Origin of the sequence: Asticcacaulis taihuensis (assembly GCF_900100255.1) — a bacterium.
In the GTDB taxonomy this organism is placed as follows: domain Bacteria; phylum Pseudomonadota; class Alphaproteobacteria; order Caulobacterales; family Caulobacteraceae; genus Asticcacaulis; species Asticcacaulis taihuensis.
Genome location: NZ_FMTS01000009.1, coordinates 37707 through 64003 on the forward strand (window position 1 = coordinate 37707; position 26297 = coordinate 64003).

Genomic DNA, 26297 nt, shown 5'->3' on the forward strand with positions numbered 1-26297 from the left:
TATTTTATTCATATTTATGCACAATACATGCAGAAGGAAAGACCGTCTCCATACATCGCCTGTAAAATACCCATGCCATAATTTTACCGCGAAACACTTTCCAGTTGGCTCTTGCTCTAAAAAGTAAGGCATGGAATTCCCGACCGCTTACATCGATCATAGGCAGTGAAAATACCTTGCCCGATGAGCGATGCTTCAAGCCCCCTACCCCACCCTTTACGCCGGAAGATGCGCCAGTACGAAATGGCCGCGCAAATTTTTCTAATGAATTTTATTTTTATTGATGCGCATACGCCTTCACGTTACATAAAGCCAAGACCTACGGCCAGAGAAGATAACGGCCGGCCACTCATCATGCAGGTAGGAATATGAATAAGATAAGCAAACGCAGCTTTCTGGGCGCCCCCCTCCTGGCGACGGTCGGCCTGGCAAGCGCTCCCCTGGCATTTGGCCAGGAAACCACAAAATCCGGCGCTGACGGCGACTGCAAACCCGCTGAAAAGCCCGCTGAGTATAGGCTGCCGATCGCTTCCGGGCCGTTCGCCCCGGATATGGCCTCACTGGAGCAATATCACGCGCCGGACTGGTTCCGCGACGCCAAGTTCGGCATCTGGGCCCATTGGGGCCCACAGGCCGTACCGCGCGCCGGCGATTGGTATGCCCGGCAAATGTATATTCCGGGGCATCCGCATTACGATCATCACCTTAAGACCTACGGCCACCCATCCGAGGTCGGCTACAAGGACATCATCCCCCTTTGGAAGGCGGAGAAATTCGACCCCGAAGCCCTGATGGATAAATACGTAGCGGCCGGCGCCAAATACTTCGTCAGCATGGGCGTCCACCACGACAATTTCGATCTGTGGAACTCGAAAACCCACCGCTGGAATGCCGCCGCCATGGGGCCGAAACGCGATATCGTCGGCGCCTGGAAGGCCGCAGCGAAAAAACGCGGCCTGCGCTTCGGTGTATCCGAGCATCTGGGCGCCAGCCACAACTGGTTCTACCCCAGTCACATGTACGATCAGATGTGGCCGAAGCTGGGCGTCAACTATGACGGCGCCGATCCGCGATTCGCCGACCTTTATCACGACAACAAGGATGAGCCCTATCGCAGTACCGAGACCTGGTACACGCGCGACCCTGCCTATCACCAGATATGGTTCGATCGCATCCGTGATCTGGTCGACAATTATCAGCCCGATCTGCTCTATTCGGACGGCGGCCTGCCCTTCGGCATTGTCGGGCGCTCGCTCCTGTCGCACTTCTATAACAACGCCGCAGACAAGAATGGACGGACACAGGCGGTATATAACTGCAAGGCATTCGGTTCGGGCGAATACAGCAGTAAGATGTGCGTCCAGGACGTCGAACGCGGCGTTCTTAAGGGCATCAATCCCCTGCCCTGGCAGACGGACACCTCGAACGGCGACTGGTTCTATAGCGACAACTATACCTACAAGACGGCGCCTGACGTCATCCACATGCTGGCCGACATCGTCAGCAAGAACGGCAATCTGCTGCTCAACATCGTGCTCTACCCAGATGGCAGCCTGCCGCCCGAATCACAAAGCCTGCTCGATGAACTCGCGGCCTGGATGTCGGTCAACAGCGAGGCGATCCACGGCTCACGTCCGTGGAAAATCTATGGCGAGGGCCCGACCGAAACCACGGATGGCGCTTTCATGGAGAACAATGTCTATACCGGCCAGGATATCCGCTTCACGACGAAGGGTGATACGCTCTACGCCATTACGCTTGGCGATCCGAGCGCGACATGCCGGATCGTCGCGCTCGGCCGCAAGGCGGGCCATCTCAGCCGACCGGTCCGGAAGGTGAAACTTCTCGGGCAAGCGAAACCTGTATCCTTCCAGCAAACCGACGAGGCTTTGGTTGTGGATATGCCTGCGAACCTGCCGACACGACACGGCAGTGTGCTGAAACTGAGCCTTTAACCGCGCGCCCTTTTTTTTCGGAGACACCCATGTTTGACCGCCGAAGCCTGATCGCCGGGGCGCTGGCCCTGCCCTTCACCGCATCCGCGCTTATGGCCCAGACCGTAACGGACGAGCAGCGGTCCGCGCAAAAAACGGCCAATGCCGACCCGACCCTTGCGCCCGACCTATTGCTTCCGGAGCGCAAGATGGCCTGGTGGCGCGATGCCAAGTTCGGCGTTTTCGTCCATTGGGGCCTTTATGCCATTCCCGGCCGCGGCGAATGGTACATGTTCAACGAGAAGGTTGCGCCGGAGGACTACGCCAAGCTCGCGCAGGAATTTAATCCCCGCCACTATGATCCGGATAGCTGGGCCCGGCTGGCAAAAGTCGGCGGCGCCCGCTACATGGTCATGACGGCGCGCCACCATGACGGTTTCGCGCTTTGGGACAGTCCGGCCAGTTACGGTCATTATGATTCCATGCACGCGGCCGCCCACCGCGACCTGATTGCGCCCTACGTGAAAGCGGTTCGGCATCAGGGACTGCGCGTCGGTCTCTATTACTCGCCGCTCGACTGGCGTTTCCCTGCCTATTTCCATCCCAAGGAAATGCCCGAAAACGCCGCCCTGTTCAAACAACAGACCTATGCCCAGGTCGAGGAACTGATGCGCAACTACGGCCATATCGACATTCTATGGTGGGATGGCGGCTGGCTGGCGCACACCGGCACGGACGCTGACGCCGCCTGGTTCTGGGAGCCGGACAAGCTGAACCGCATGGTGCGAAAATACCAACCAGATATCGTCATCAATCCGCGTTCCGGCTGGCAGGGCGATTTCGACATTTCCGAAGGGGCCAGCCCGATCACCGGCCCTATCCGCGCCCGCCCCTGGGAAAAAGCCTTTTCCATCAATAATGGCGCTTGGGGCTATACGCCCGAAGATAGCGTCATGACCACGGATCAGCTCGTGCGCCTGCTCGTCGATGCCATTGTGCGCAATGGCAATGTGATTGCGAATCTTGGCCCGGATCGTGATGGTCTCATCCCACCCAAGCAGGCCGAGACACTGAACGGCGTGGGACTTTGGCTGAAACGGCATGGCCGCGCCGTTTACGGCACGCGACCAGGGCCATTCCAGCCCGTGGATGGTGTCTATGGCGCCACCATGGCCGGCAAGAGCGTGTTCGTCCATATTGTCGGCTGGCCGCAGGACGAACTGGTGCTGCCCCCGCTGCCCAGCAAGATCGTCGATGTCCGTAACCTTTCGGGTGAAACGCTAAAGTGGTCCGCCACCAGCGACGGTCTTGCTCTGTCCGTACCGCCAGCCTCGCGCGGCCCGGCGGTCACGGTCATCGAACTGCGGCTTGCCTGATCAACATAGTCCTTGAGGGCCGATGTCTACTTGGACATCAGCATCCAGGTAACGGTGTCCGTGGTCGTCCCCCCCTCGACGGACAGGGTGTTTTTGCCGGGGGTCAGGTGAACATTCCAGATCGCCATGTGGTTCCCAAGCGCTTTTTCGCCTAAATCCCTGCCGTTCAGCCGCAAACGGGCCTTGTCCACATTGCCGTAGACCTTTACCGCTACGTCCGCTGTATGGCGGGTCACGGCCCGGCGCGAGGTGATATAAAGCATGGGCTGCGTCGTCCAGTTTGCCTTGTACCAGAAGTAGGCATCCTTGCGAGTCCGCCGGTCATAGGTGATCAGGCCCTTGTCGTTGATGCCGGCATGATCACCTTCATTGCGTCCATCCGAAGGGAAATCGAAGCCGCACCAGATGAAGCTGGCCCACAGCCAGGGCTTTTGGGCGATCTGTACCCAGGCCCGTTCGTGATAAAGCCCCTGGTATTGCTCCGGATGCCAGTGCGATCCGGGTTGCGGACGCGTCGGCGGGTCTTCCTGATGGAAAGGACTGGCACCGGCGCCATATTCGCTTACGGCCTCGGGCATTGCGGGGCGCTTGGCATGATTGGCGTCAAGCCAGGGACCGAGATCATCAAACTGACCGTCATACCAGCCGTAATAGACATTGGAGCCGACGGTATCCGTATGGCTTGCCTGCGGCCCGTCGATAGGCGCGCAGCAATTGGCATAGGTCGTCTGCCGGTCGGGGTCTTCCTTGTGGGCAAGGGCCTGAAGACCATCGAGCAATCGCGCGCTGTCGGCATCAACACTATAGATTTCATTGCCAAGCCCCCACACGAAAACGCTGGGATGGTTCCTGTTCTGCCGCACCAGTTCGCGCAACTGATCCTGAAGGTTGGCCTCAAAACCCGTATCCGGCGACGCCTTGGCGACAAACGGGACTTCTGTCCAAACCAGGATGCCCTTGTCATCAGCCAGATCGTAGTCGCGCTGCGGGTGCTGATAGTGCGCAAATCTCAATCCGGTGACGCCCAGATCCTCCAGCGCGTGAAAGTCGCTGTCGATATTGGCGTCCGTGACGGCCGGTCCCCGTCCCGGCAGCATGGTCTGGTGAATATTGACGCCATGGACATTGTAGGGCCGGCCATTCAGGAGGACGCCCTGATCCGGACTTATCACAATTGAACGGAGGCCGGTGGCGATCGTGGCGCTGTCCAACCGACTGCGCGCGTTGTCTTCCACCGTTACTTCACTTTGATAAAGGTGCGGATCGATCACGCCATTCCACAGATGCGGCGCTATAAGTTCACCCGCAAGGTCGGCCACGGCCACGGTACCGGCCTGCACGGTGAGCGATGTTTCCAGGCTGAGAACTGTCTTGCGGCCGTCCTTCAGATGCACCCGCACCCTGACGGCCCGATCGGTCCAACCGTCATTGGAAACCCTCACCTTATAGGCCAGTTTCGCCTGTCGTGCGCTGACTTCGGTTTGGCGGATCTCGATGCCGGAAGAGCCATAATCCAACATGTCGAAATGGATGTCATGCGTCCGGATGAGCCTGACCGGTCGATAGATCCCGCCGTAAACGGTGAAATCGCCGCCGAGAGGCGCGACCTGAAGCGACGCGCTGTTGTCCGTTCGCACGAGCAACTGGTTCTCGCTGGCGCGAAGATAAGGCGTCAGGTCGAAGCGGAAGCGCGCATAACCACCCTTGTGCTGCCCGACGTGAGCGCCGTTTACCCAAAGATCGGTGACCACGGCCGCGCCGTCAAATTCGATAAACGTCCGGGTAAATTCAGAAGCGGCAGGCAGGGAAATCGTTTTGCGATACCAGGCCGGGCCGCGATAATAACCACTGCCGTCATCCCCATCCACTGCGTTATAGGTGTGCGGAAGATTGACGCCTTGCCAGCCTGATGGATCAGCCGCCAGCATCTCGCCGGGCGTGCCGCCGCGCTGAAAGGTCCAGTTGGCGTTAATAGCCAGAACATCCCGGACCTCATGGGCAAAAGCCGGGTAACTCGCAGCCGTCAGCAGGCAGGCGAAAAGACTGAGTGCGTATGCGGCTATGGACAAGCCGAGCTGAGACTTGATTGATGATCTCATCGCATTTACCGCATTCAACCTGGCTGGCGTTGGGCGGTCCATATTACCAGATAAAAAAAGTCTCCCGCGCCACGCCGCGAGAGCAGGCCAGTTGTAAAATCGGCGCCTTTCCAGGGAGAAGCAGACACCGAGCCAATTCTGACTCATTATATTGCGTGGGAGAGCCGGGAAGCCCCGCGAATGGATATGTCAGACATAGAACGGGCACGTTGTTATGTCAAATATAAATATTATTTTCACAAGTGAATTGGTGAAACATTTGCTTCATGCTACAAAATTGGTGATCGACCACGCCGTGTGTGGTAATTGTCAGTCAAATCGCCGAAGAGCGGGATAGCCGATCTGTTGCATCAGCCGCACCTGCGACAATAATAAACATTAGATTTCAGGCGGGTCGTATGCAAACGGCACACTACAGGACGGATTCATGATTTTCGCTATGCTCGCCGCTGCGTCGGCCTTTCTCGTACAATCGCCCGACAAATCGATCGAGGTACAGCTTTCCACGGATGGCTCACACTATACGGTTCAGCGCGGTGGCGAGGAAATTATCGCCCCCTCCCCCCTGGGCATCACCCCAGCCAATGCCGCCGGCTATAGCGATCTGTTGCCAGTTGAGGCGCGACGCGATCATATCAAGCGCATGGTGCCATTGATCGCTACAAAAGCCGCGTCAACGAGCGAAGACTACAATAGTCTGGTTGTCACCTACCGCGAAAAGACAAGCCTGCACCGTCAGATTTCAATCGAGGTCCGTGCCTATAATGACGGCATCGCCTTCCGTTATCTCCTGCCGAAAGGCCAAGCCTACGCCATAAAGGACGAACTGACCGGCTATCGCTTTGCCTATGATCCGGTGTGCGAGGTGACTGATTACACCTCTTCGCATGAAAATACCTGGCGCGCCGTGCCGGTGTCGCAGCTTGACAGCGCCAAAACCCTGGATATGCCTGTGGTATGTGCCTCTGCCAGCGGCCGCACGCACTTTGCCATTACACAATCCAATCTGGCGGGTTATACCGGCAGTGCCTTTCAGGCGCGGCCCGACGGTTTTCAGGTTCACCTAACCCCGCATCCTGGCGATGCCGGCGTCGCCGTGACCTCGGCGGACGGTTTGAGCAGCGCCTGGCGTGTGGTCATGATGGCCGACCGGGCGGGCGATCTTATTTCATCCCATCTGATAGGCAATGTGGCCACGCAACCCGTCGGTGATTTTTCCTGGGTCAAACCCGGCAAGGCCGCCTGGGACTGGTGGTCCGGCCCGACTGCCGGTGAAAAACCGACCATGGAACGCTTCAAACGGTTCATCGACTTTGCCGCGGAATCCGGCTTTCCCTATTTCCTGATCGATGCCGGCTGGGCATACGGCTCAACGCCCTGCTGCAACGCTGACCCCAAAACAGATATTACCCGCCCCGAACCCAATATCGATATGCCGGAACTGGTGCGTTATGCCAATGAGCGGCACGTCGGCCTGTTGCTGTGGGTGCATTGGCAGCATATCGCACCACGGATCGACGAAGTCCTCGATACCTACCAGAAATGGGGCATCAAGGGCATCAAGATCGATTTCACTGAACGCGATGATCAGGAAATGGTCAAATTTTTCCATGACATGGCCGAGGCGACCGCGCGCCGCCATCTGCTGCTCGATATGCACGGCGCCTATACGCCGGCCGGGCTTGAACGCACCTATCCCAACTACATAACCCAGGAAGGCGTGCTGGGCGCTGAATACAACAAGTTCTCGGACCGCATTACACCTGCCCACAATGTCCGCCTGGCCTATACCCGCATGTTGCTGGGGCCAATGGATTACACGCCGGGCGGCTTCCACAACGGTACGCCGGAGACCTACAAGACCCGTGAAATCATGCCGATGACCCAGACGACCCGTGGTCAGGCCCTGGCCATGTATGTCGTTTATGACAGCCCGCTCCAGATGGTTTCTGACGATCCCTCCGCCTATGAAGGCCAGTCCGGTTTCGATTTCATCAAAACGGTGCCGACCGCCTGGGACGAGACGCGCTTCCTCGATGGTACGCCCGAAACCTTTGTCGCCCTCGCCCGTCGCAAGGGAAACACCTGGTATGTCGGTGTCATGACCAATGCCGACGGCCGGTCCGTGACCCTGCCGCTTACCTTCCTTGGCAAGGGCGCCTATACCGCGAAAATCTGGCAGGATGGCGCCGATGCTAATTCCGTTGTTTCAACGCCGAAGACGATTCGCTCCGATGGCAGTCTGAGCCTCGACGTCAAGCCGGCCGGGGGCGCGGTCGTCGTCTTGACACCAAAATAATCACCTAAAATTTCACATTTAAATTTTAACTTCACTTATAGTTTTTTCTTGACGGCAGGTGGCTTAATCGTTCTGATCAGGCAATCTACCCTTACGGCTTTAAAGACGAGCGTTTTCATGACACCTCCTTCCCTGAACCGACGGGCGGCGCTTTCCGGCCTCGCCCTGACCGGCGCCCTGACCGGTCTGGCTGTACCCGCATTTGCCGCCAAGGCCACAGCGCGGCGCGCCGTGCTGGATCTGAGCCAGGCGACGCAGCCACTTGACCGCTTCTTCGACCTGTCCGTCGGCGCAGATTTTCCCGGCACGACCATCCGCGACGCCAATCTGGCGCAACTGAAAGAGGCGTCGGAAGAGTTGGGCTTCCGCTACATGCGTTTCCACAATATCTTTGCGGACGATCTGGGCACGGTGAAGCGCCAGGATGACAAGCTGGTTTATGACTGGACCCGCGTCGACTATTTCTATGACGCCATGCTGAAATCAGGCATCAAGCCGTTTGTCGAACTCGGTTTCACCCCTGATGCGCTCAAGACCTCCGACCAGACGATCTTTTACTGGAAGGGCAATACCTCTCATCCTCGCCTCGACCTGTGGAAGCAACTCGTGGACGCCTTCACACGGCATATGATCGAACGGCACGGCCTTGACGAGGTGCGTTCCTGGTTCTTCGAGGTCTGGAATGAACCCAATCTGGACGGTTTCTGGCAATATGCCGACCAGGAAGCCTATTTCGCCCTGTACGGCTTGACCGCCCGCACCCTGAAGGCCATCGATCCCAACCTGCGGGTCGGCGGCCCGGCGACCGCCGGCGCGGGGTGGGTGCCGGAATTCCTCGCCTACGCCAAGGCCACCAACTCACCCGTCGATTTCATCACCACCCATACCTATGGCGTCGATTACGGTTATCTCGACGAAGAAGGCAAGATGGACCTGCAACTGTCCAAGAACCCGGACGCCATCATAGCCGATGTCAAAAAGGTGCGCGCTCAGATCGAGGCTTCCGCCTTTCCGGGCCTGCCGCTCTATTTCTCGGAATGGAGCACCAGCTACAATCCGCGCGACCTCAGCCACGATTCCTATATCGCCGCGCCCTATATCCTCAGCAAGCTGAAGGCCGTTCAGGGCATCGCCCAGGGCATGAGCTACTGGGTCTATTCCGACCTGTTCGAGGAGCCCGGCCCGCCGTCCAAACCGTTCGAGGGCGGCTTCGGTCTGATGACGAAAGACGGTGTGCGTAAGCCGTCATGGTTCGCCTACAAATATCTGCACGCCCTGCAGGGCAATGAAATCCCCTGCGCGGACAGCCAAGTCTGGGCGGCGCGCGATAACGAGGTCGTTTCGGTTGTCGCCTGGGACTTCCAGTTGCCCGACCAGAAGGGCCGCAGCAACGGCACCTTCTTCAGCAAGCTCGTGCCCAATAAGCCGTCGCAGCCGCTAGACCTCGCCTTCGAGGGCCTGAAGCCCGGTGTTTATGATCTGAGCATTCAGCGCACCGGTTATCGCAAGAACGACGCCTACAGCGCCTATATCGCCATGGGCGCGCCGGCGACTCTGTCGCCGGATCAGCTCCGTGACCTGCAGGCGCTGACGCTCGACCGCCCGGAATCTAAGCGCACGCTCAAGGTGGGCAGCGACGGCAAGGCGCAGGTCAAACTGGCCATGAACAGCAACGACATCGTGCTGGCGCGGCTGACGCCGAAAGCCTGATCAGGTTACGGGCGCGGCGCCGACCACCGCGCCCGAATAAGCCTACTTCGTGAACGTCAGGGCCTGGGCAAAAAACGGCAGCAGATTGTGCTGAAAGCGATCCGCAACGCCGCTGGCGTGATCGCCCGGATAGATGTCGAAGCGATTGGCGACGCCACTGTCCTGCATCCGCTGGTGCAGGATCTGCGCGTCGAAGCGGAAGTCGTCGCGGTCGCCGACATCGATGGCAATGGCCTTATACCGCTTGAGATTGAACATATACTGGTCCAGCATGGCCAGCGGCGCATTGGCGGCCCAGCGATCCAGTACCGTCCGGTCGACCTGGCCCTTCTGCGTCGGCAGATCGGCGTAAAAGGGCGACTTCAACGGGTCCGGCGACCACGCGGCGGCCACAGCAAAGGTCGCATGGCCGAGAAAATCGAGCGCAGCCAGACCATCCCGAGACTGTACGGCCTCGACGGCGGCGGCGGTTTGCGGCGGCGGCGCGCCGCGCACGGACAGGCAGCACGGGCTCATGATATAGAGCGCACCATAAACATCGGGATATTTCATGCCAAGACGCGTCGACCCGTAGCCGCCCATCGAATGTCCGGCCAGCCCCCGGCTGTCGCGGTTAGTCAGGGTGCGGTAATGGCTGTCGATATAGGCGACCAGATCGTGGGTGATAAAGCCTTCCCAGTCGCCGATTGTGACCGAGTTGGAATACATCGAGCCGCCGTGCAGGGTCTGGGTGTCGGGCAGAACCACGATCACGCCCGGCAGGCCCTGCGCATAGGCGCCGTCCAGCCCGCTCTGCGCCTGCAACAGGCCCGCAAAGCCCGGCGCGGTCATGTTGTAGCCGTGCAATATATAGATCACCGGATAGCGCTTGTCCGGGTTCTGCCGATAATCCGGCGGCAGATAGACGATCACCTGACGATCGGGCGTTTCGCCCTCCAGATTGCCTTCCAGCGCTGGGCTATGCACGACGACCTGCTCGACGGAGACATGCGCCCCGGCTGGCGCCTGCGCCGTCTCCGCCAGTGCGGCTGACGTCGAAAGCCCCGTCAGCAGGCACATAGTAAGCGTCAGGGTCGCAATGGCTTTCATAAACATCCTAATTATCTCCCTGCCCCGCCGTGTCCGAAACAGCGTTCAGCGTCAGATATTGCGTCGGCAGGCCTTCGATCTCGACCTCGACATGAATCTCGCCCGCTTGGTTCAGGCTGCGCAGCACGAAGGCGAGCTGGCCGTGGAAGGTGGACCGCACGCCCGACTGGAAGCTTGAAGCGTCCATCGGATTGCCATTGCCGATCCCGGCCAGGGTCGCAGCACCCGATACATGCACCGTCACCTTGCGATCACCGCTACGAGCATAGATAGGCGTACCGTTCTCGTCGACCAGCTTGAGATTGACATAGGCCAGATCCTCGCCATTGGCCCGAATCTGCGTCCTGTCGCTGCTCAATTGCGCCAAAGCGGGATCGCCAGCGGTGCGCAGTTCCCAGCGCCCGGCTTCGCGTCCGTCGCGATAGCCGACCGCGACCAGTCTGCCAGGCGCGTAGGGGACGGCATAGATGGCCTTGTATTCGCTGTCCACGCCGACTGCCTTGCGGCCCAGACTCTTGCCATTCAGGAACAGCTCAACCTGCGGGAATTCGGAATAGACATCGACCTCCAGCGCCTTGCCCTCCTGAGCGGGCCAGGTCCAGCTTGGATGGACGTCATCCAGCGACCAGTCGAGATGCGGCGGCGTGATCGGGAACAGGTGGCGGTCGGGCAGGTCTTCTGTCCCGTCCGGCTGGCGTACAAAAGCCGAGATCGGGTCGATGCCCGTCTTCCACAACACTTCGCGGTAATAGGCCGCCGGGCGCTTGCGGCCGATGGCGTCAATCTCGCCGCAATAGGCCAGGTGCCACGGATAGGGCCCCAGCTTCTGCCAGTCCTGACTGTAGCCCATCCAGCCAATGCCGGTTTCGCCGATATAGTCCACCGCCGTCCAGACGAAGTCGCCGATCACCCACGGCATGGTCTCCACCGGCCGCCAGTATTGAAAAGCGTCCTTCGAGGTCGATTCCGAGGTGAACATGACGCGGTTCGGGAATTTTTCGTGATCGCCTGCAAATAGATAGGGGTGGTAATTATAACCGGCCACATCGCTCGTCGCGAACTGCGCGTCGTCCAGTGGTGGTTCGGCATTGACGGCCTGCGTAACCGGGCGCGACGGATCCAGCCTGCGAACCAGAGCGGTCAGCTTATGGCCGGTTTCGACACCCAACGGCGTGCCGCTTTCCGGGATTTCGTTGCCGATGCTCCAGAACAGGACGCTGGGGTGATTGCGCCCGCTGATCACAAGGCTGGTGATGTCCTCCTGCCAGTTGTCGGCGAAAAAGCGGGCGTAATCTTTCGGACGCTTGTCCTTGTTCCAGGCATCAAAAGCCTCATCGATCACCAGCATGCCCAGTTCGTCGGCAGCTTCCAGTGTAGCCCGGCTGGCAGGATTGTGGGCGTTGCGGATGGCGTTGTACCCGGCCGCCTTCATCAGCGCGACCTTGCGCGTGTCGGCGTCGTGGAAACCTGCCGCGCCCAGCATATAGTTGTCATGGTGGATGTTGCCGCCGCGTAAGCGAACCGGCTGGCCATTGATGCGCAAACCATTGACCGCGTCGACGCTGATTGTGCGGATGCCGAAGCGCGTGCGGCGCTCGTCGACGACGGCGCCATCGATGCGAACCCGTTGAACCAGCGTGTAGAGGTTGGGCGCATCCGTTGACCACAGGGCGGGTGACGACACGGTCAGTTTTTGCGTTAATGGAACGCCGGCCTTTATCGAGGCAGAGATCGGCATGGCAGAACGCGCCACCACCTTTCCATCCACCGCCACCACTTCGCTGACCAGTTCCACGGATTGTGGTTTTGCGGCACAGTTTGCAATGGTCGTCGCAACCACCACCTCACCTGTCTGCGGCGTCGCCACCGGGGTGGTGATCGCTACGCTTTCCGGTTCGATATGGACGCAGTTCTGCAGGTCCAGAGACACCGGCCGGATCAGTCCAGTGCCGGCGTACCAGCGCGACGACGGATCTTCATGATTCACGCGTACCGCGATCAGATTGTCGCCCGCGCGCAGCTTGCCGGTGAGATCGACTGAAAAGGCGGTGTATCCGTACCGATGCGTGGCCACGGACTGGCCATTGACCCAGATTTCGGCATCCATGTAAACGGCTTCAAAGTTCAGTTTCGCCACCTGGTTTACCTGCGCGTCGGTCAGGTTCAGATGTTTGCGATACCAGACCACACCGCCTGGCAGATAACCGGAATCCTGCCCGGCTGTCGCCTTGGCATCGAAGGGCGTGCCGTCCGGGCCATCCATGATCGAGGCGTCATGCGGGGCCACCACCTGCGTCCAGCCTCGGTCGTCATAGCTGCCTTGATTGGCCCCGACGGCATCCCCCTTATGCACACTCCAGCCTTGCGACAGGTTCAGATGCTCGGCATTGGCCGCCACAGGATGCGCGGCGATCAGTGCGGCCAGAATAAGCGCGCTGGCGGAGGACGTGAATTTAAGCACAATCTTTCCTTTCAGAGATATTCATGAATTACTTTTGCGCCTGCTGCGCAGGATTCAGGTCCGAAGCCGGCTGCCCCAGGGCAACGCCGCGGCCGGATGTGGTGATATAGACCAGTCCAAACTGACGGGGATCACCAATAACCTGGCCGCCCATGCCGCCGCCATACTGGTGCGCGTCGTCATTGATCCTGCCCCATGACGCGCCGGCATCATCAGAGCGGAATATCCCCCAGACGCCCTTGTAACGCCCCCACATATATACCGCCGGATAGGTCTGACCGGGCGCGCTTTTGCCGAAGCCGACCGCCGAAGCCTCGGAAATATCGGGCAACTGCTTGAACGGCGATTTGGGATCTGGCGAATGGAACAGGCCCTGCGGCGTCGGCAGCCAGATATCGCGCAAGCGTCCAGGTGCGGCGCGCGGTTTGGGCGCAGGACGCCACGGATCGATCACCGGGAGTCCACTGGCGAAAACCTTGAAGCTGGCGCCGCCGTCAGCACTGACCAGCATGGCGCCCGCGCTGGCATCATAGGCGTAGAAGACGCCCTCGGTCGAGCGGTCCGAAAAAACCGGGAAGGTCCGCCCCTTGACCTGCGGAAAGCCCTTGGAGGCCGTCCATGACTTGCCGCGATCCAGCGAATAATAGGCATCGCCTTTGCCGGTCACCCAGACCATCTGGCCGCCCTGCGCCGACACGGCGATGCGGCCCGGCGTATACCAGCCATCGGCGTCGTGGCTGATGATAGGCGGTGACGACGGCATATCCGACCAGGTCTTGCCGTTGTCGAGCGAGATCAGCGCGTGGGTCTTGGCCGCATCGCCATCGGCAACACGCACCACCAGACCTGGATTCAGTTCAGCGAAATCGATCGAGCGATTCGTCCCGGCGGCGGGCTGAAAATAGCCGCCTTCGGCAGGCGGCGAGGCGCCAAAGTCAAGATAGCGGAAGCCGCCGACATCGCCGACCGCCGCGATCAGATGCGCGCCGGCGGTCGGGCTGATCAGATCCAGCGGCGCCGTTTCCTCCAGATTATCGACCGCAAAGCGCCACGCCACAGCCTTGCCGGAGTCGGCGTCGGTCAGGTTCTGCGTCATCCACAATCCATCGCCGGTTCCGTAAACCGCCTCATTCGCATCGAACGGATTGATCTCAATGTCGGACATCCAGTGCCCCATCGCCTCCTTGCCGTTGCGGCTGACCTCCATCCATGGAAAACCGTCGGCGCTGTGATGCGAGGCGGCGCCCAGATCGGTCCAGTGCGCGCCGCCGTCCGTGCTGCGATAGGCTGTGTCGCCGCCCCACCACCGGTCCAGAGTCGTGGTCACCAGCGTACCCGGCGCGCTGCCCGCCGCGCTGATCCCGGCATAGCAGAAGCCTGGTCCGCCATTGCCGGGCTTTTGTGGCGTGATGTCGGTCCAGTTGCCGCTGGCCGTATCGAGGCGCCATACCGCGCCTTCCTTACAGTCATTTGGACCGGGCCGGTCGGCGAAGGCGATATAAAGGCGCTTGCCATCGCCATCGAAGGCGGCGTGATGCGCCATAAAGCCGGTCGGCGCGCCCTTGACGGCCTGCCATGAAGCCCCGCCGTCGTGGCTGACATAGAGGCCGGATTTCGCATTCACGCCCGCATAAAGGGTCGGCGTCGCAGCGCCATCCTGGCCCGACGCCGGATCGAACAGCACGAAGCTGATATATTTTTCCGGAAACGAAGACACATTGCTCCAGCTTTTGCCGCCGTCATCGCTTTTCAGCAGGCCGCTCGTCGTCGTGCCGAGGAACAGGATATCGCCCTTGTGCGGATCGACCTGCAAGCGCTCGCCGGTATTGCGCCCATCCTCATTGCCGCCCAGCTTCACCGGCAGAGCGGTTTTCGCCCAGGTCTGACCCCGGTCGCTCGAACGCCAGACCGCGCCATTGCCCGCCCACTGACCGGTATAAAGGCCAGTGGCGATATAGACCTTGTTCACGTCTTCAGGATCTAGCGCCAGACTGAAAACCCCCAGATCGTCGGCGCTGTTCATCCCGTCCAGCAGCGGAATCCATATCTGATCGGCGCCGTCCCAGCGATAGGCGCCACCAACATCGGTGCGGGCGTAAAGCAGCCCCTTCTGTTTCGGATGATAGACGAAGCCATCGACAAACCCGCCGCCGCCCATAGGCGCGGTGGCCCAGACATAGGGCACGCTTTTAACTGTGGAGGTTTGCGCCAGGGCACCACCCGTCATCAAAGCCATCAGAGCCGCACCCCAAAGGGCACTTAAGCCTATGCGTTTCATCGTCTGCCTCGCTGCCATTATTATTATAAAAGCCGGAAAAATTTTCGATTGTGCCCGCCGCCTCTTTGACACACCTGCATCAGACGAGACGGTTTTGCCCTGCTCGAAACCCGCTTATATAATGATATTACATACAAATAGCTTCAATTGTAAAACACATTTTTACATACAAAACCATGCGGATAGTTGATAAGCGGTCGAACGATCCTGACATTCGCGCACACATTCCGGGCTATGCCTGTGCAGGCGCCAAAATTAATTCAATATGCCGGTAATTTTTTCCGGATTACTCTTTTCCACTGACGTTATTTTTTCTTTTCATATATGATTGCGATTGGTAAGACTCATTCATACCTGTGAAAACGTCGTAAGACTTTTATTCTCAAGGTCACTGCGCAGGCACACAGAGGCATATCATGGCGAAGCTAAATCTATCTGTTCAGGACGACACGGAGGAGAGCGAACTGAAGTATCGTGCCCCGGCCCTGGAAAAGGGGCTGGATATCGTCGAGCTTCTTGCCGCCTCCCCCAAACCGATGCCGCCCCGGCAAATTTCAGAGCAGTTGAATCGCTCCGTCAGCGAACTGTTCCGGATGATCGCGGTACTCGAACACCGCGGTTACGTTGCCATGGCCGAAAACCAGAGCGGCTACGAACTGACGAACAAATTGTTTTCACTCGGCATGTCCCGGGGCGTCAGCAAGAATCTGCTCGACTACGCCATTCCCGCGATCCGGGCGCTAAGCGATGAGATTTTGCAGGCGACGCACATCGTCGTCGCCTCCGATGACCAGGTTGTCGTCATCGGGCAGATGGATGCGCCGGCCGCTCCCAGCTTTCATGTACGTGTCGGCTATCGCCAGGAGATTGTCGAGGCGACCGCAGGCACCGTACTGTACGCCTTCCAGAATCCGACGAGCAAGGCGGCCTGGCGAAAGGCCCTGCAGCCCACCGTCTCCGAAAGTGAATGGGCCCGTTTTGAACAGCACGCCATACGCGCCAGGGAAAACGGCTTTCTCATCGCCCAAAGCACCTATTCGGAGAGCATTACCGATATCGCCTGTCCGGTCTTCAATGATCGCGGTCTGGTTGCCGCCGTCACCATACCGTACATCCGCAGCAAGCTGAGCATCAGCGTCGAAGCCTGCGCGAACGCCCTGGTTGACACCTGCACCTCCCTGTCGAACGCATTGGGCGCGACACCGCGGGAAACCTTCTAGCTATCCGCCATACTCTTACTGCCGGGAAGCCTGAACAAAAATTCCGAAGACCAGGGCTCTGAGTGTTCCGTCAACCGCAGGTCACCACCATGCGCCAGCGCGATCTGGCGGGCAAGGGACAGACCTATACCCGCGCCTTCCGGTTTGGTCGTTATGAAGCCATGGAAAATGCGGTCCCGCATCGCCGGCTCTATCCCGGTGCCGTTATCCGCAATCACAATACCCGTATCATTATCCACACGCCGCAGAGCAATGTTCACACGCCGCGGCCCGCTATTATCGCGTGTAGCCTCGGCCGCATTGGTCAGGACGTTGATCACCGCCTGCGCCATCAGGGCCTCGTCCATTTCCAGGGACGGCGCCCCCTCGTCCATATGCAACGTAACCGTTACGCCTTTAGCCACGGCGCTCTGCTCAAACACACGCACGACATCCGCGACAAACCCTGAAACATCAACGCGACGCAACTCCGGCTTCGGCAAACGCGCCAGCGAGCGGTATCCCTCAACGAACCGCTTGAGCCCCCTGGCGCGTCGCTCCAGCAAGGCCAGCGCTTCCCTGGCGGACTGTAGGTCTTCGGGCGCCTCGCCCTCAAGGTAGTGCTGTGCCGTCTCGGCGAGAGAGGCGACCGGCGTCAGTGAATTCATGATTTCGTGACTGATGACCCTCAAGGTATCCCCCAGGGCCGTGGCCTCCGCTATGCGCATCTCGGCCTGAATATCCGTCAGGCTGATAAACCGTTCCTTGCGTTTCTCAAAAGACAGTTCGCTGCCCCCCAGGGCATAGATGCTGTCAAAAAGCCGGATCGAGGACCTCGCCCCTCTTTCCGCACGCATCACCGCCGTCACCAGCGCCGGCGGAGGATCGCTTATAAAATCATCCACCCGAAAAAGTCGGCGTGCGGCCAGGTTCAAAGCATAATAGCCCTCACCTTCCACGGACCTTAACAATGGCACCGGCACCTGATCCAGAAGGGCCGAAAGGGTTTGCGGTGGCGGTTCGGGACGACTGCGATCCTCGGCGGGCACCTTGTCCTCGCGCCTACCGATCTCATGGGCGGCCAAGAGCATAACTGTGCTGACTGCCAGCCCCAGAAGGCACAAGGCCATATTGGCCCACATCTGATCACGCGCCGACGTGAATGCCAGGATCGCGGTCACCGCAACGCCTGCCACGCACAGTAATCTGAGGATCACGCCCCTAAAGACCATGGCGGCTCATTCGGCGGTAAAGGGTCTGTCGTGTCACGCCCAGTTCGGCAGCCGCCTTGGAGACATTGAAATTGTTGCGCTTAAGGGCGGACTCGACAACGAATTTTTCCGTGGCTTCCAGACTTGAGGCCGTGGTTCGAGGATCAATGTCCTGCACTGACGGTATGTGCAGATCGTTCGGCCCCAGCACCGGCCCGTCCGTTCCGACAACCGCACGCTCCATGACCTGGCGCAGAGCGTGCAGATTGTCGCTCCACACAGCCGCCTTGAGATGCGCGATAGCTTCCGGCGTCAGGGCGCGGTGAGGCAGATTTTGCCTGTAGGCGCACAGATTGGCGAAATGCCCGGCCAGTATACCGATATCGCCAGTGCGTTCCGCCAGGGTAGGCAGATTGATTTCAAGGGTACTGAGCGCATAAACGAGACCACGCGGCAGTTCCATGTCGCCGCGCCCTCTCACTGAGGTAGCGACCACACGCACATTACGGCCCTCAAACCCTGGCAACCAGTCCAGCAAGGACTGATGAAAGCCGGCATCGAGTCTTTCAATCGCTTCAATAACCAGAGTAGCGTCCCGCAACTCTTCGGGCGCAATCGTCGAGATCGATGACGCGTCAACCACTTTGAGATGCGCCCGCCCGGAGCGGTTATGCAGGGCGCGGGCGATATGCGATTTTCCTGTTCCTGGTGCCCCCGACAATAAAACCGGGACCGTCAGCGGCGCGTAGCGGTCCACCAGCGCCTTGATACGTGTCATGGCCTCGGTGTCACCGATAATGAATTTCGCGTCGGAAACCGGTGACGGCTCTGAAATCGGACCGATGTCTGCACTCGGGTTTCGCTGCCCCTTCCCAAGTCCCTCTTCGATTGCGGCGATGAATTTTTCGTTGCTCCACGGCTTCATGATGAAATTCGTGGCGCCGGCCCTCAGAGCGCGAACAGCCACGGTCAATCCGCTGTGACCTGTGACGACCAGCACGGGTACGCCCGGCGCATAGCGACGCAACTCCTGCAAACTGGCAAGGCCTTCCTCCCCCGAGGTCTGTGCCTGGGAAAAATTGAGGTCGAGCAGGATCAAATCGACGGCCTGTGCAGACAACAACGCATAGGCTTGTCCCGGCGAACCAGCCGTGAGGAGGGTATAGCCTGCCCTGTTAAGCAACAACTCCGCCGTCTTGAGGACATCGGCATCGTCATCGATAAACAGCAGGGTTTTATGCGTTTGCGGCATGTACGATTCCGGACAATTCGGACACTTGGTGAGTCAAAATTCACTCAAATTGGGAAAAAGTCAAATAAAATTGACGCCTTAGCTTATTTTTGAAAATCCGCTAAACTGTAAAAAAGAACAAAGATACGGACAACGCGGAGGAAGCCACATGATGATGACCCAAAGAAGTGCTTTTGTCTTGGATGCGCCATGCGAGGACATGACGGAGTACGCAATGCCGGTTATGGATCAGCTCGCGGAGGCCCTGCAACAGTCCTGCCAGCTTGTCGTGCGTCAGGAAGGCAGCTTCCATGTCAGGCTTCAGAGCGTTCCGTCGGCCGCTTTCTATGTCAACATGCCAACAGGGATGGCTTACCAGGTTCAGGATGCCGGAAACAATATCTCTGATCAGCCATATAAGGCCGATCAGCAGCCGAACCCCAACCTGCCTGACGTCACAGATGTCTACGCCCCGGTATTCCAGGGCACGAGCCTGGTCGCTCTTCTTGTTTCGTCCTGTGTCAAGCGCCGTAACGGGCCGTCTCTGGAAGAGTGCCGGGCACAGGTCGCAGCGGCCGCAAACCGCCTGAGCCAATCCTTCATTGCACAGGCCCTGGTGGCTTAACTTACCGCAAAACCTGTATTAAGCTCGTTGACCAGACGCGCCTTGCGGCTCCCAGGGTTTCCAATTGCCAGCGCAAAACACAGTATCAGATACGATGGCGCCCCTCATAAGCTTGAGGGGCGTCAATTTCTCCTATCGAGCCGCCGGCCGTCGCGTCGACGCTCTGCGTGACATCACGCTCGACGTCGAACGCGGTGAGTTCGTTTCCATTTGCGGTCCCTCCGGTTGTGGCAAATCCACCTTGCTTAACATCATGGGCACTCTGGATCGTCCGGAGACAGGCAGCGTATTGTTTCACGGCCAGAACGTCGCCGATGCCGCGCCGGGCGCACTGGCCCGGTTGCGCGCCTTTGACATCGGTTTCGTTTTTCAGAGCTTCAACCTGATCGATAGTCTCAGCGTTTACGAAAACATCAAACTGGCCCTGCTTTATCGCCACAAGCCGGATTTTCATATCGATGAACGGGTCCAGGAGGTTATGGATCTTGTCGGCATCGCCCACAGGGCCAATCATCTGCCAAACCAGCTTTCCGGCGGCCAGCAGCAGCGCTGCGCCATTGCGCGCGCCATCGTTGGCAAGCCGTCGATCATTCTTGCCGACGAACCGACAGGAAACCTGGATTCAGAAAATGCCGCGCAGATTTTCAACATCCTGAAAGCCGTCAATGCCGAAGGTTGCACGCTCGTCATTGTGACCCACGCGCCGGCACAGGCCGATCAGGCCGAACGCATTGTTGAAATGCTGGATGGCAAGATTCAGTTTACCCGCCGGCGCCTGTCATGATGCGCCTGGCGCAAGGTTTCGGACAGCCCGGCCGGATACTGAGCCGGTACTGGGGCATGAGCCTGCTGAAAGTCCTCAGCCTGGCGATTGGTTTTGCCGCTGCCTTCATCGTTGCACTGGAAGTCAGAAGCGAACTCGGCTTTGACCGTTTCATACCTGATGCCGACAACATCTATCTCCTCAGAACCCTTTACGCACCCGATGGCCCCGAACAGGTCAGCAGCGATCAGTCACCCGCCGGCATGGCCAAATGGCTGGCAAAGGAGAGCCCCTCTATTGATGCCGCGTCCCGTCTGGTCACGGCCGAGTGGCCGATGCGAACGCCGCGAATTACGACGCAGCAGCCGTTCTATTGGGCGGACTCAAACTTTTTCGACCTGGTGCCCCTCAAAGCCGTGTCCGGTGATCTGAGCCACGCCCTGCAGAAGCCCGACAGCATGGTATTGACGCAGAAAATGGCGCGGGCTTTTTTCGGACGCGAAGACGTTGTCGGACAGACCGTCATGTTGAGCGACTGGTTGCCCGTTACCGTCACGGCCGTGCTCGCTGATTTTCCCGACAATACAAGCTTCGGAAGGCAGATATTTATATCCAGCGAAGCGGGTTATAGTATGCTTTCCATCCTGGACGCCCATCCGGAATGGAACTGGACCTCCTGCCTGACCTTCGTGCGCCTGAAACCCGGCGCATCGGCTCCAGCGGCGTCACTCAGCGCACTGGCAACCCGTCACGGCGTTTCGTCACGCGAGCATCCCATGACGTTTGAAATCGTCGCGTTGCCCAGGGTTCACTTCCTGCCGAGGGCCGATGCCCCGATCGCGCCGCGCGGACACCCCGATACGATTATAGCCATGATCGCCGTGGCTATTCTCATTGTTGTGCTGGCCGTGGTCAATTTCAGTGAACTGATGGCGATACAGATCGATGAACGGCGCCACGAAATGGCAATCCGCAAAACCCTGGGGGCGAAGACGCACGAGATATGTCTTCAGGTCCTGGTTGAAGCCGCTATCCTGGTCTCTCTGGCGTTGGTACTGGCGGCCGCAGCGGTTGAACGTTTCCTGCCCGTACTCGACCCGATCATGCGCATAGGCCAGTCCCCCTGGTCCGAAGCCTGGTTTTTATGGGGAAGCTTGTCGGTGGGTTTCATAATCGCCATGTTGGGAGCCTTTTATCCCGCCCTGGCCCTGGCGTCCGTTCATCCCCGCCTCAGCCGCAACCGCCCCCCCTCGTCGAGCGGCCCCTCATTGTCGCGTTCATTGTGGACAGTGGCCCGGTTTTCTCTGCTGATTTTACTGCTGATGACCTCTTACACGGTTTATCAGCAGTGGCGGTTCGCAACGAGCGATGCACTGAACCACGATGCCAACCGCATCCTGCTGCTCAACACCGCCTCAGACGTACCGGCGGATGTAACTCTAAGGAAACCTTTGCTGGCATTGAAAGGCGTTCAAAAAGCCACCTACTCACGAAGCCTTCCCGAACAGAGCAACATCTGGCCGGACTGGATACGCAGAGCGGATGGACAGATTATCCAGGCGCAGCGGCAATCCGTAGATCCACATTTCTTTGAGTTTTACGATGTGCGGAGTCTTGCCGGCCAGACCTTTTCAAACACCTACGCGGAACTGACGCCGGCGCGGGACGTGGTGATAAACCGGGCCGCCCTGCAGGCCCTTGGCTTCAAGGCGCCACAGGACGCCGTTGGCCGCGACATAAATCTGGCGCGTGATACCGGTGACATTGTCTCACATGTCATAGGCGTGGTTGACAATATACGCCTGGCCGATATCCGCGAACCCGCGGCGCCTATGATTTTCGACAATCAGTCGGCCTTCTTTAATCGCCTGAGCGTGAAACTGGCTCCTGGTTCGGAAACAGAAACAATAGGTCAAATCGACCGGATCTGGAGACAGGCCTATCCAAGAGCCGGTCCCCTGGAAAAGCAGTTCTATTCGGAATATGTCCGCGCCGAATACGCTGACATGTACCAGCAATGGTATGTCTTCGGACTATTGTCGGTTATCGGCGTTACCGTTTGCATATTCGGCCTGATCGGTCTGTCCATCCACATTTACAGGACGGATCGCAAGGAAATCGCCATACGAAACGCGCTCGGCGCCAGCAAGGCTGATTTGATCGCGCTCCGGCTGAAGCCCTATCTGCGGCCGCTTCTGATCGCCAATCTGATCGCGGGGCCGCTCGCTTGGGGTATCGCCGTTACCTGGCTGCATACCTTCGCGCTGCATGTGAACCCCAGTTGGCTGGCCTTCCTTCTGGCGAGCGCCTCTACATTTCTTATCGCCTTCGGCACCCTGGCGATCCATACGGCGCTGGCGCAACCCGCCCGGTCAAGCAGCCCATTAAGAAATCTGGAATGACCGCATTTATATTTGAATTATAACTTTATATATAATACAAATAAGCCAAATATATTTAACTAAAGGGGAAAAAGATGAAATTCATGAACAGCCTGATGACGTCCTTACTGATCGCCACAGCCATCCCCTGCACGGTTCAAGCGAAAGCGGCGGCAGAGCATCCCGGCTGGCCCGGTTCTGGACAATTGTTCGTCGGCACCTGCTATCAGCCTGTCGACCGGAGTCCTGAGCAAATTCACCGTGATATTGCGCTCATGAAGAAGGCCGGTTTCAATATTGTGCGCATGGGCGACCTGTCGTGGGATTATTTTGAACCCGAAGAAGGCGTCTACGATTTCAAGGCGTTTGACGCCGTTCTGGCCGAGATGAAGGCCAATGGCATCCGCGTTATCCTCGATATCCCCGGCCTGCCCGCGCCCTTATGGCTGCATCGAAAATATCCAGGGGTCGATCTTGTTGCGCAGAATGGCACACGGCTCAACCCTGCCGAACGCTATATGGACAATATCAGCGATCCCGACTACCGGCGCCTTGTGACCGATTTCGCCGATACGCTGACAAAACGATACGGCGCCGATCCCAACGTTATAGCCATCGGTTTCGATAACGAGATCGGCAACGGCTTTATGTCGTATTCGGAGGCGGACAGGCAGCGTTTCATCGGCTGGCTCAAGGCGCGTTACGGAGACCTGCCCAGTCTGAATAAGGCCTGGGCCACACAGCGCTGGTCGAGACGCATCAGTGCCTGGGATGAGGTCCAGCTACCCTATGGCGATGGTCCGGGGCCGGTAGAGCGCTATCTGGATCTGCATCGTTACTGGTCGGATGTCACTATTGGCGCCCTCAAGGATCTGGAAGCTGTTCGCCAGCGTAACGCACCGGAAAAGCCGGCGATCTCAAACCTGTGGGACAGTGCCGATCGCAAGGGATTCGACTATCTCTCGACCTACCGCCAATATGTCAATTATGGCGCCTACGGCTATTACAATGGCGACCCCATCAGCGGCGGCTTTGAGACATCGATGATGCGCGGGGCCTTGACCACCCCCGTCTGGTTCAACGAGTTTCAGGCCGGCGGCGGTGGTTTTTACGGCAGCAAGGGCCGGTCGCGCATGTGGGCCTATTTTGGCCTCCTCAATGGCGGGCAAGCCGTCCTCGCCTGGACGTTCAACAGTCATCTTGGCGGGGAGGAACAGGCCCTCTTCGGACTGATCGATCACGACGACACGCCTTCCTGGAAGCTGGACGAATTCGGTGCTATCGCCCAGGAATTCCGCACAATGCAACCCCTTGGCTTCCCTCGACAGGTCTCGCCTGAAGTGGCTATCGACTATTCGTTTGACTCGCGCGTCGCTTCCAATCCGAACGGTCCCAGCAATACGGTGCGCGCCTACTACACCACGCCCTACCTGACGCAGAAGCACAACGCCTTCGCGCCGCTTTACAACGACAATATCGACGTGGCGGTGATCAATGTCGCGTACGAGGATTTGAGCCGATACAAGCTTGTGGTCGTCTCCGGTGAATACCTGATGGACCAAAAGGCGACCGACGCGATCCGCACCTATGTCGCCAATGGCGGCACGGTCGTTATGACGGCCTTATCCGACAAGGCCGACGGAACCGCCCAATGGCACAACACACCGTTGCCGGGCAGGCTTTCCGATGTCTTCGGTCTGAAAACAAATGCGTTTTATCGCACCGATACGCCGCTGACCGGCCGGATCGGCGACACGGATTTCAGCACCACAATCAATTTCTACGAAGTGCTCGAACCGTCAACCGCGAAAGTCATGGCCCGGTTTTCAAATGTTGAGGGATCGCCGCCCGTCATAACCGTGAATACCTATGGCAAGGGCCGCGCGATCTATGTGGCCACGCCCGCTCAGACGTCCATCATGGCGCCGCTATACGAAAGCCTGTATGCCGACCTGAAAATCGCCGTTGGGCCTAAAACGCCAGAGGGGGTCTATGCCCGCGAGGTGAATGGCCGAACCCTGTATGTAAACACAACCACCACCGATAAGGTCGTGCCGATTTCCGGCCGCAAAACAGGGCTCATAACGCATATGACCTGGAACACGGAAATGCATCTGGGACCTTATGGTGTTGACCTGGTGCAATAGGCAAATCTCTGTTTCGATTAAAAAGTACGACAAAACGGCATCACTTTTCATAGAAGTGGCGCGACGGCAAATATTTTATTTGCAAAATTGTATTTTATTGACAAACTGATCGTAACCCATGCGTTTAGCTTTCGTGATCAAACGCACAACAAAAATATCGAGGAAACCAAATGATACTTGGTAGGCGTGCACTTCTTTTGTCGACAGTGGCCATCGCCGCCACCTGCAGCGCGTGCGGCGGCGGAGGTTCCGGCTCTTCTGGTGGCTCGTCCGGCGGTGGCTCTTCGTCGTCTTCGTCGTCCTCCTCATCCTCCTCATCCTCTTCAAGTTCCTCATCCGCGAGCCTTTACCCGGATTACAATACGAGCCCGCTGGCCGCGGATTCTACCGGCGTGACCAGCACGGCGGCGCAGATTTCCAGCAAAATCAAGCTGGCCATCAACATCGGCAATACGATGGAAGCCATTGGCGGCGAAACCGCCTGGGGCAACCCGCTGATTACCCAGGACCTGGTGAATAAGTACAAATCGCTGGGTTTCGATGCCATTCGCCTGCCCTGCTCATGGGACCAGTATGCCGACCAGACCACTGCCAAGATTTCCGCCACCTGGCTCGATCGGGTGAAGACGGTCGTGCAATACTGTATGAATGCCGATCTCTATGTCGTGCTGAACATACACTGGGATGGCGGCTGGCTGGACAGTCATATCAACGACACCGACAAGGCGGCGACGGCTGCAAAGCAAAAGGCGTTCTGGGAGCAGATAGCTACTCACCTCCGTAACTTCGACGAACGACTGATATTCGCAGGCGCGAACGAGCCACCTGCCGACACCGCAGAAAAGATGAGTGTCCTGAAATACTACCACCAGACCTTCATAGACGCCGTTCGTTCGACTGGCGGCAAGAACGCCTATAGAACTCTGATCGTCCAGTCGCCCAATACCAGTACTGAATATGCTGTATCACTGTGGACTGGTATGCCTACCGATACTGCAACCAACCGCCTTATGTTCGAAATCCACTATTATACCCCCTCACAGTTCGCCATCATCAGCGAGGACCAGTCCTGGGGCAAGATGTTCTATTACTGGGGTAAGGATAACCATTCGACCATCGAGCCCGACCGCAATGCGACCTGGGGCGAGGAAGACTATGTCGATCAGCAGATGCTGGCGATGAAAACGCATTTCGTCGACCAGGGTATCCCCGTCATCATGGGCGAATATGGCGCCTGGCGCAAAACCACACCACTCGACCTGCCGAAGCACAACGCCTCCGTGACCTACTGGAACAAGTACGTCACCCAACAGGCGCTGGCCAACGGCGTGGTACCGTTCCTCTGGGATACCGGCAGCCTGATCGATCGGGCCACACTCGCCGTCAAGGATACGGATATTCTCGACGCTCTCCTCACGACCGCCGGCAAGAAATAGAAGATTTCCTGAAAGTCGCGTCGTGGCGTGCCATTAATACGCTGCCCGCTAACTCGAA

Annotated in this window: 16 protein-coding genes; 10 read left to right on the forward strand and 6 right to left on the reverse strand. The window is 58.5% G+C overall.

What is annotated here, in order from left to right:
* Nucleotides 1–368: 368 nt before the first annotated feature.
* Both BLO49_RS16830 and BLO49_RS16835 read left to right on the forward strand, forming a co-directional pair.
* Nucleotides 369–1955, forward strand: a complete 1587-nt coding sequence (locus BLO49_RS16830) for an alpha-L-fucosidase (RefSeq protein WP_090650648.1) — start codon at nucleotides 369–371, stop codon at nucleotides 1953–1955.
* Nucleotides 1956–1984: 29 nt separating this feature from the next.
* Entirely contained in the window at nucleotides 1985–3310 is a 1326-nt protein-coding gene (locus tag BLO49_RS16835) for an alpha-L-fucosidase (protein ID WP_090650650.1), read from the forward strand.
* Between the two features lie 26 nt (nucleotides 3311–3336).
* On the opposite strand, the gene BLO49_RS16840 is transcribed toward BLO49_RS16835, so the two are convergent.
* A complete protein-coding gene (locus BLO49_RS16840) occupies nucleotides 3337–5379 on the reverse strand; it encodes a glycoside hydrolase family 2 protein (RefSeq protein WP_170828381.1) in 2043 nt (680 codons plus the stop codon).
* Between the two features lie 457 nt (nucleotides 5380–5836).
* On the opposite strand from BLO49_RS16840, the gene BLO49_RS16845 reads away from it, so the two are divergent.
* Nucleotides 5837–7708: a glycoside hydrolase family 97 protein gene (locus tag BLO49_RS16845; RefSeq protein WP_090650653.1), complete on the forward strand. Its 1872-nt coding sequence runs from the start codon at nucleotides 5837–5839 to the stop codon at nucleotides 7706–7708.
* 117 nt (nucleotides 7709–7825) lie between these two features.
* Nucleotides 7826–9418 carry a GH39 family glycosyl hydrolase gene (locus BLO49_RS16850; protein WP_090650655.1) on the forward strand — a complete coding sequence of 531 codons (1593 nt, stop codon included), beginning with the start codon at nucleotides 7826–7828 and terminating at the stop codon, nucleotides 9416–9418.
* 42 nt (nucleotides 9419–9460) lie between these two features.
* Here the strand turns inward: BLO49_RS16850 and BLO49_RS16855 are convergent, their stop codons facing one another.
* The 3 genes from BLO49_RS16855 to BLO49_RS16865 are packed head-to-tail and all read right to left on the reverse strand — an operon-like array spanning nucleotide 9461 to nucleotide 15204.
* Nucleotides 9461–10507: an alpha/beta hydrolase gene (locus BLO49_RS16855; RefSeq protein WP_170828382.1), complete on the reverse strand. Its 1047-nt coding sequence runs from the start codon at nucleotides 10505–10507 to the stop codon at nucleotides 9461–9463.
* Nucleotides 10508–10514: 7 nt separating this feature from the next.
* Entirely contained in the window at nucleotides 10515–12968 is a 2454-nt protein-coding gene (locus BLO49_RS16860; protein ID WP_090650656.1) for a glycoside hydrolase family 2 TIM barrel-domain containing protein, read from the reverse strand.
* Nucleotides 12969–12996: 28 nt separating this feature from the next.
* A complete protein-coding gene (locus tag BLO49_RS16865; protein ID WP_090650658.1) occupies nucleotides 12997–15204 on the reverse strand; it encodes a WD40/YVTN/BNR-like repeat-containing protein in 2208 nt (735 codons plus the stop codon).
* 458 nt (nucleotides 15205–15662) lie between these two features.
* Between BLO49_RS16865 and BLO49_RS16870 the strand changes: the two genes are divergently transcribed.
* On the forward strand, nucleotides 15663–16466 hold the full coding sequence (locus BLO49_RS16870; protein WP_090650659.1) for an IclR family transcriptional regulator: 804 nt from the start codon (nucleotides 15663–15665) through the stop codon (nucleotides 16464–16466).
* Here BLO49_RS16870 and BLO49_RS16875 read toward each other — a convergent pair.
* The gene (locus tag BLO49_RS16875; protein ID WP_170828383.1) at nucleotides 16463–17626 is read right to left on the reverse strand and encodes a sensor histidine kinase; all 1164 of its coding nucleotides are present in this window, start codon (nucleotides 17624–17626) and stop codon (nucleotides 16463–16465) included. The genes BLO49_RS16870 and BLO49_RS16875 overlap by 4 nt on opposite strands.
* Nucleotides 17627–17666: 40 nt before the next feature.
* Nucleotides 17667–18908, reverse strand: a complete 1242-nt coding sequence (locus BLO49_RS16880) for a sigma-54-dependent transcriptional regulator (protein WP_090650662.1) — start codon at nucleotides 18906–18908, stop codon at nucleotides 17667–17669.
* A 199-nt stretch (nucleotides 18909–19107) separates the two neighbouring features.
* Here BLO49_RS16880 and BLO49_RS16885 point away from each other — a divergent pair, with 199 nt between their 5' ends.
* From BLO49_RS16885 to BLO49_RS16905, 5 genes are all read left to right on the forward strand, one after another.
* Nucleotides 19108–19512 (forward strand): hypothetical protein, encoded by a 405-nt coding sequence (locus tag BLO49_RS16885; RefSeq protein ID WP_139159726.1) that lies wholly within the window; start codon nucleotides 19108–19110, stop codon nucleotides 19510–19512.
* 94 nt (nucleotides 19513–19606) lie between these two features.
* The gene (locus BLO49_RS16890; protein WP_090650666.1) at nucleotides 19607–20296 is read left to right on the forward strand and encodes an ABC transporter ATP-binding protein; all 690 of its coding nucleotides are present in this window, start codon (nucleotides 19607–19609) and stop codon (nucleotides 20294–20296) included.
* Nucleotides 20293–22677 (forward strand): ABC transporter permease, encoded by a 2385-nt coding sequence (locus BLO49_RS16895; RefSeq protein ID WP_090650667.1) that lies wholly within the window; start codon nucleotides 20293–20295, stop codon nucleotides 22675–22677. Before BLO49_RS16890 ends, BLO49_RS16895 begins: the two co-directional genes overlap by 4 nt.
* 74 nt (nucleotides 22678–22751) lie before the next feature.
* Nucleotides 22752–24803 carry a beta-galactosidase gene (locus tag BLO49_RS16900; RefSeq protein WP_245679078.1) on the forward strand — a complete coding sequence of 684 codons (2052 nt, stop codon included), beginning with the start codon at nucleotides 22752–22754 and terminating at the stop codon, nucleotides 24801–24803.
* Nucleotides 24804–25009: 206 nt separating this feature from the next.
* Nucleotides 25010–26239 carry a glycoside hydrolase family 5 protein gene (locus BLO49_RS16905; protein WP_245679082.1) on the forward strand — a complete coding sequence of 410 codons (1230 nt, stop codon included), beginning with the start codon at nucleotides 25010–25012 and terminating at the stop codon, nucleotides 26237–26239.
* The last annotated feature ends 58 nt before the right edge of the window (nucleotides 26240–26297 follow it).

Excerpts from the sequence above, each read along its gene's own strand:
- BLO49_RS16830 (WP_090650648.1), top strand. The coding sequence starts at position 369 with ATGAATAAGATAAGCAAACGCAGCTTTCTGGGCGCCCCCCTCCTGGCG.
- BLO49_RS16835 (WP_090650650.1), top strand. The coding sequence starts at position 1,985 with ATGTTTGACCGCCGAAGCCTGATCGCCGGGGCGCTGGCCCTGCCCTTC.
- BLO49_RS16845 (WP_090650653.1), top strand. The coding sequence starts at position 5,837 with ATGATTTTCGCTATGCTCGCCGCTGCGTCGGCCTTTCTCGTACAATCG.
- BLO49_RS16850 (WP_090650655.1), top strand. The coding sequence starts at position 7,826 with ATGACACCTCCTTCCCTGAACCGACGGGCGGCGCTTTCCGGCCTCGCC.
- BLO49_RS16855 (WP_170828382.1), bottom strand. The coding sequence starts at position 10,507 with ATGAAAGCCATTGCGACCCTGACGCTTACTATGTGCCTGCTGACGGGG.
- BLO49_RS16865 (WP_090650658.1), bottom strand. The coding sequence starts at position 15,204 with ATGGCTTTGATGACGGGTGGTGCCCTGGCGCAAACCTCCACAGTTAAA.
- BLO49_RS16870 (WP_090650659.1), top strand. The coding sequence starts at position 15,663 with ATGGCGAAGCTAAATCTATCTGTTCAGGACGACACGGAGGAGAGCGAA.
- BLO49_RS16880 (WP_090650662.1), bottom strand. The coding sequence starts at position 18,908 with ATGCCGCAAACGCATAAAACCCTGCTGTTTATCGATGACGATGCCGAT.
- BLO49_RS16885 (WP_139159726.1), top strand. The coding sequence starts at position 19,108 with ATGACGGAGTACGCAATGCCGGTTATGGATCAGCTCGCGGAGGCCCTG.
- BLO49_RS16890 (WP_090650666.1), top strand. The coding sequence starts at position 19,607 with ATGGCGCCCCTCATAAGCTTGAGGGGCGTCAATTTCTCCTATCGAGCC.
- BLO49_RS16895 (WP_090650667.1), top strand. The coding sequence starts at position 20,293 with ATGATGCGCCTGGCGCAAGGTTTCGGACAGCCCGGCCGGATACTGAGC.
- BLO49_RS16900 (WP_245679078.1), top strand. The coding sequence starts at position 22,752 with ATGAAATTCATGAACAGCCTGATGACGTCCTTACTGATCGCCACAGCC.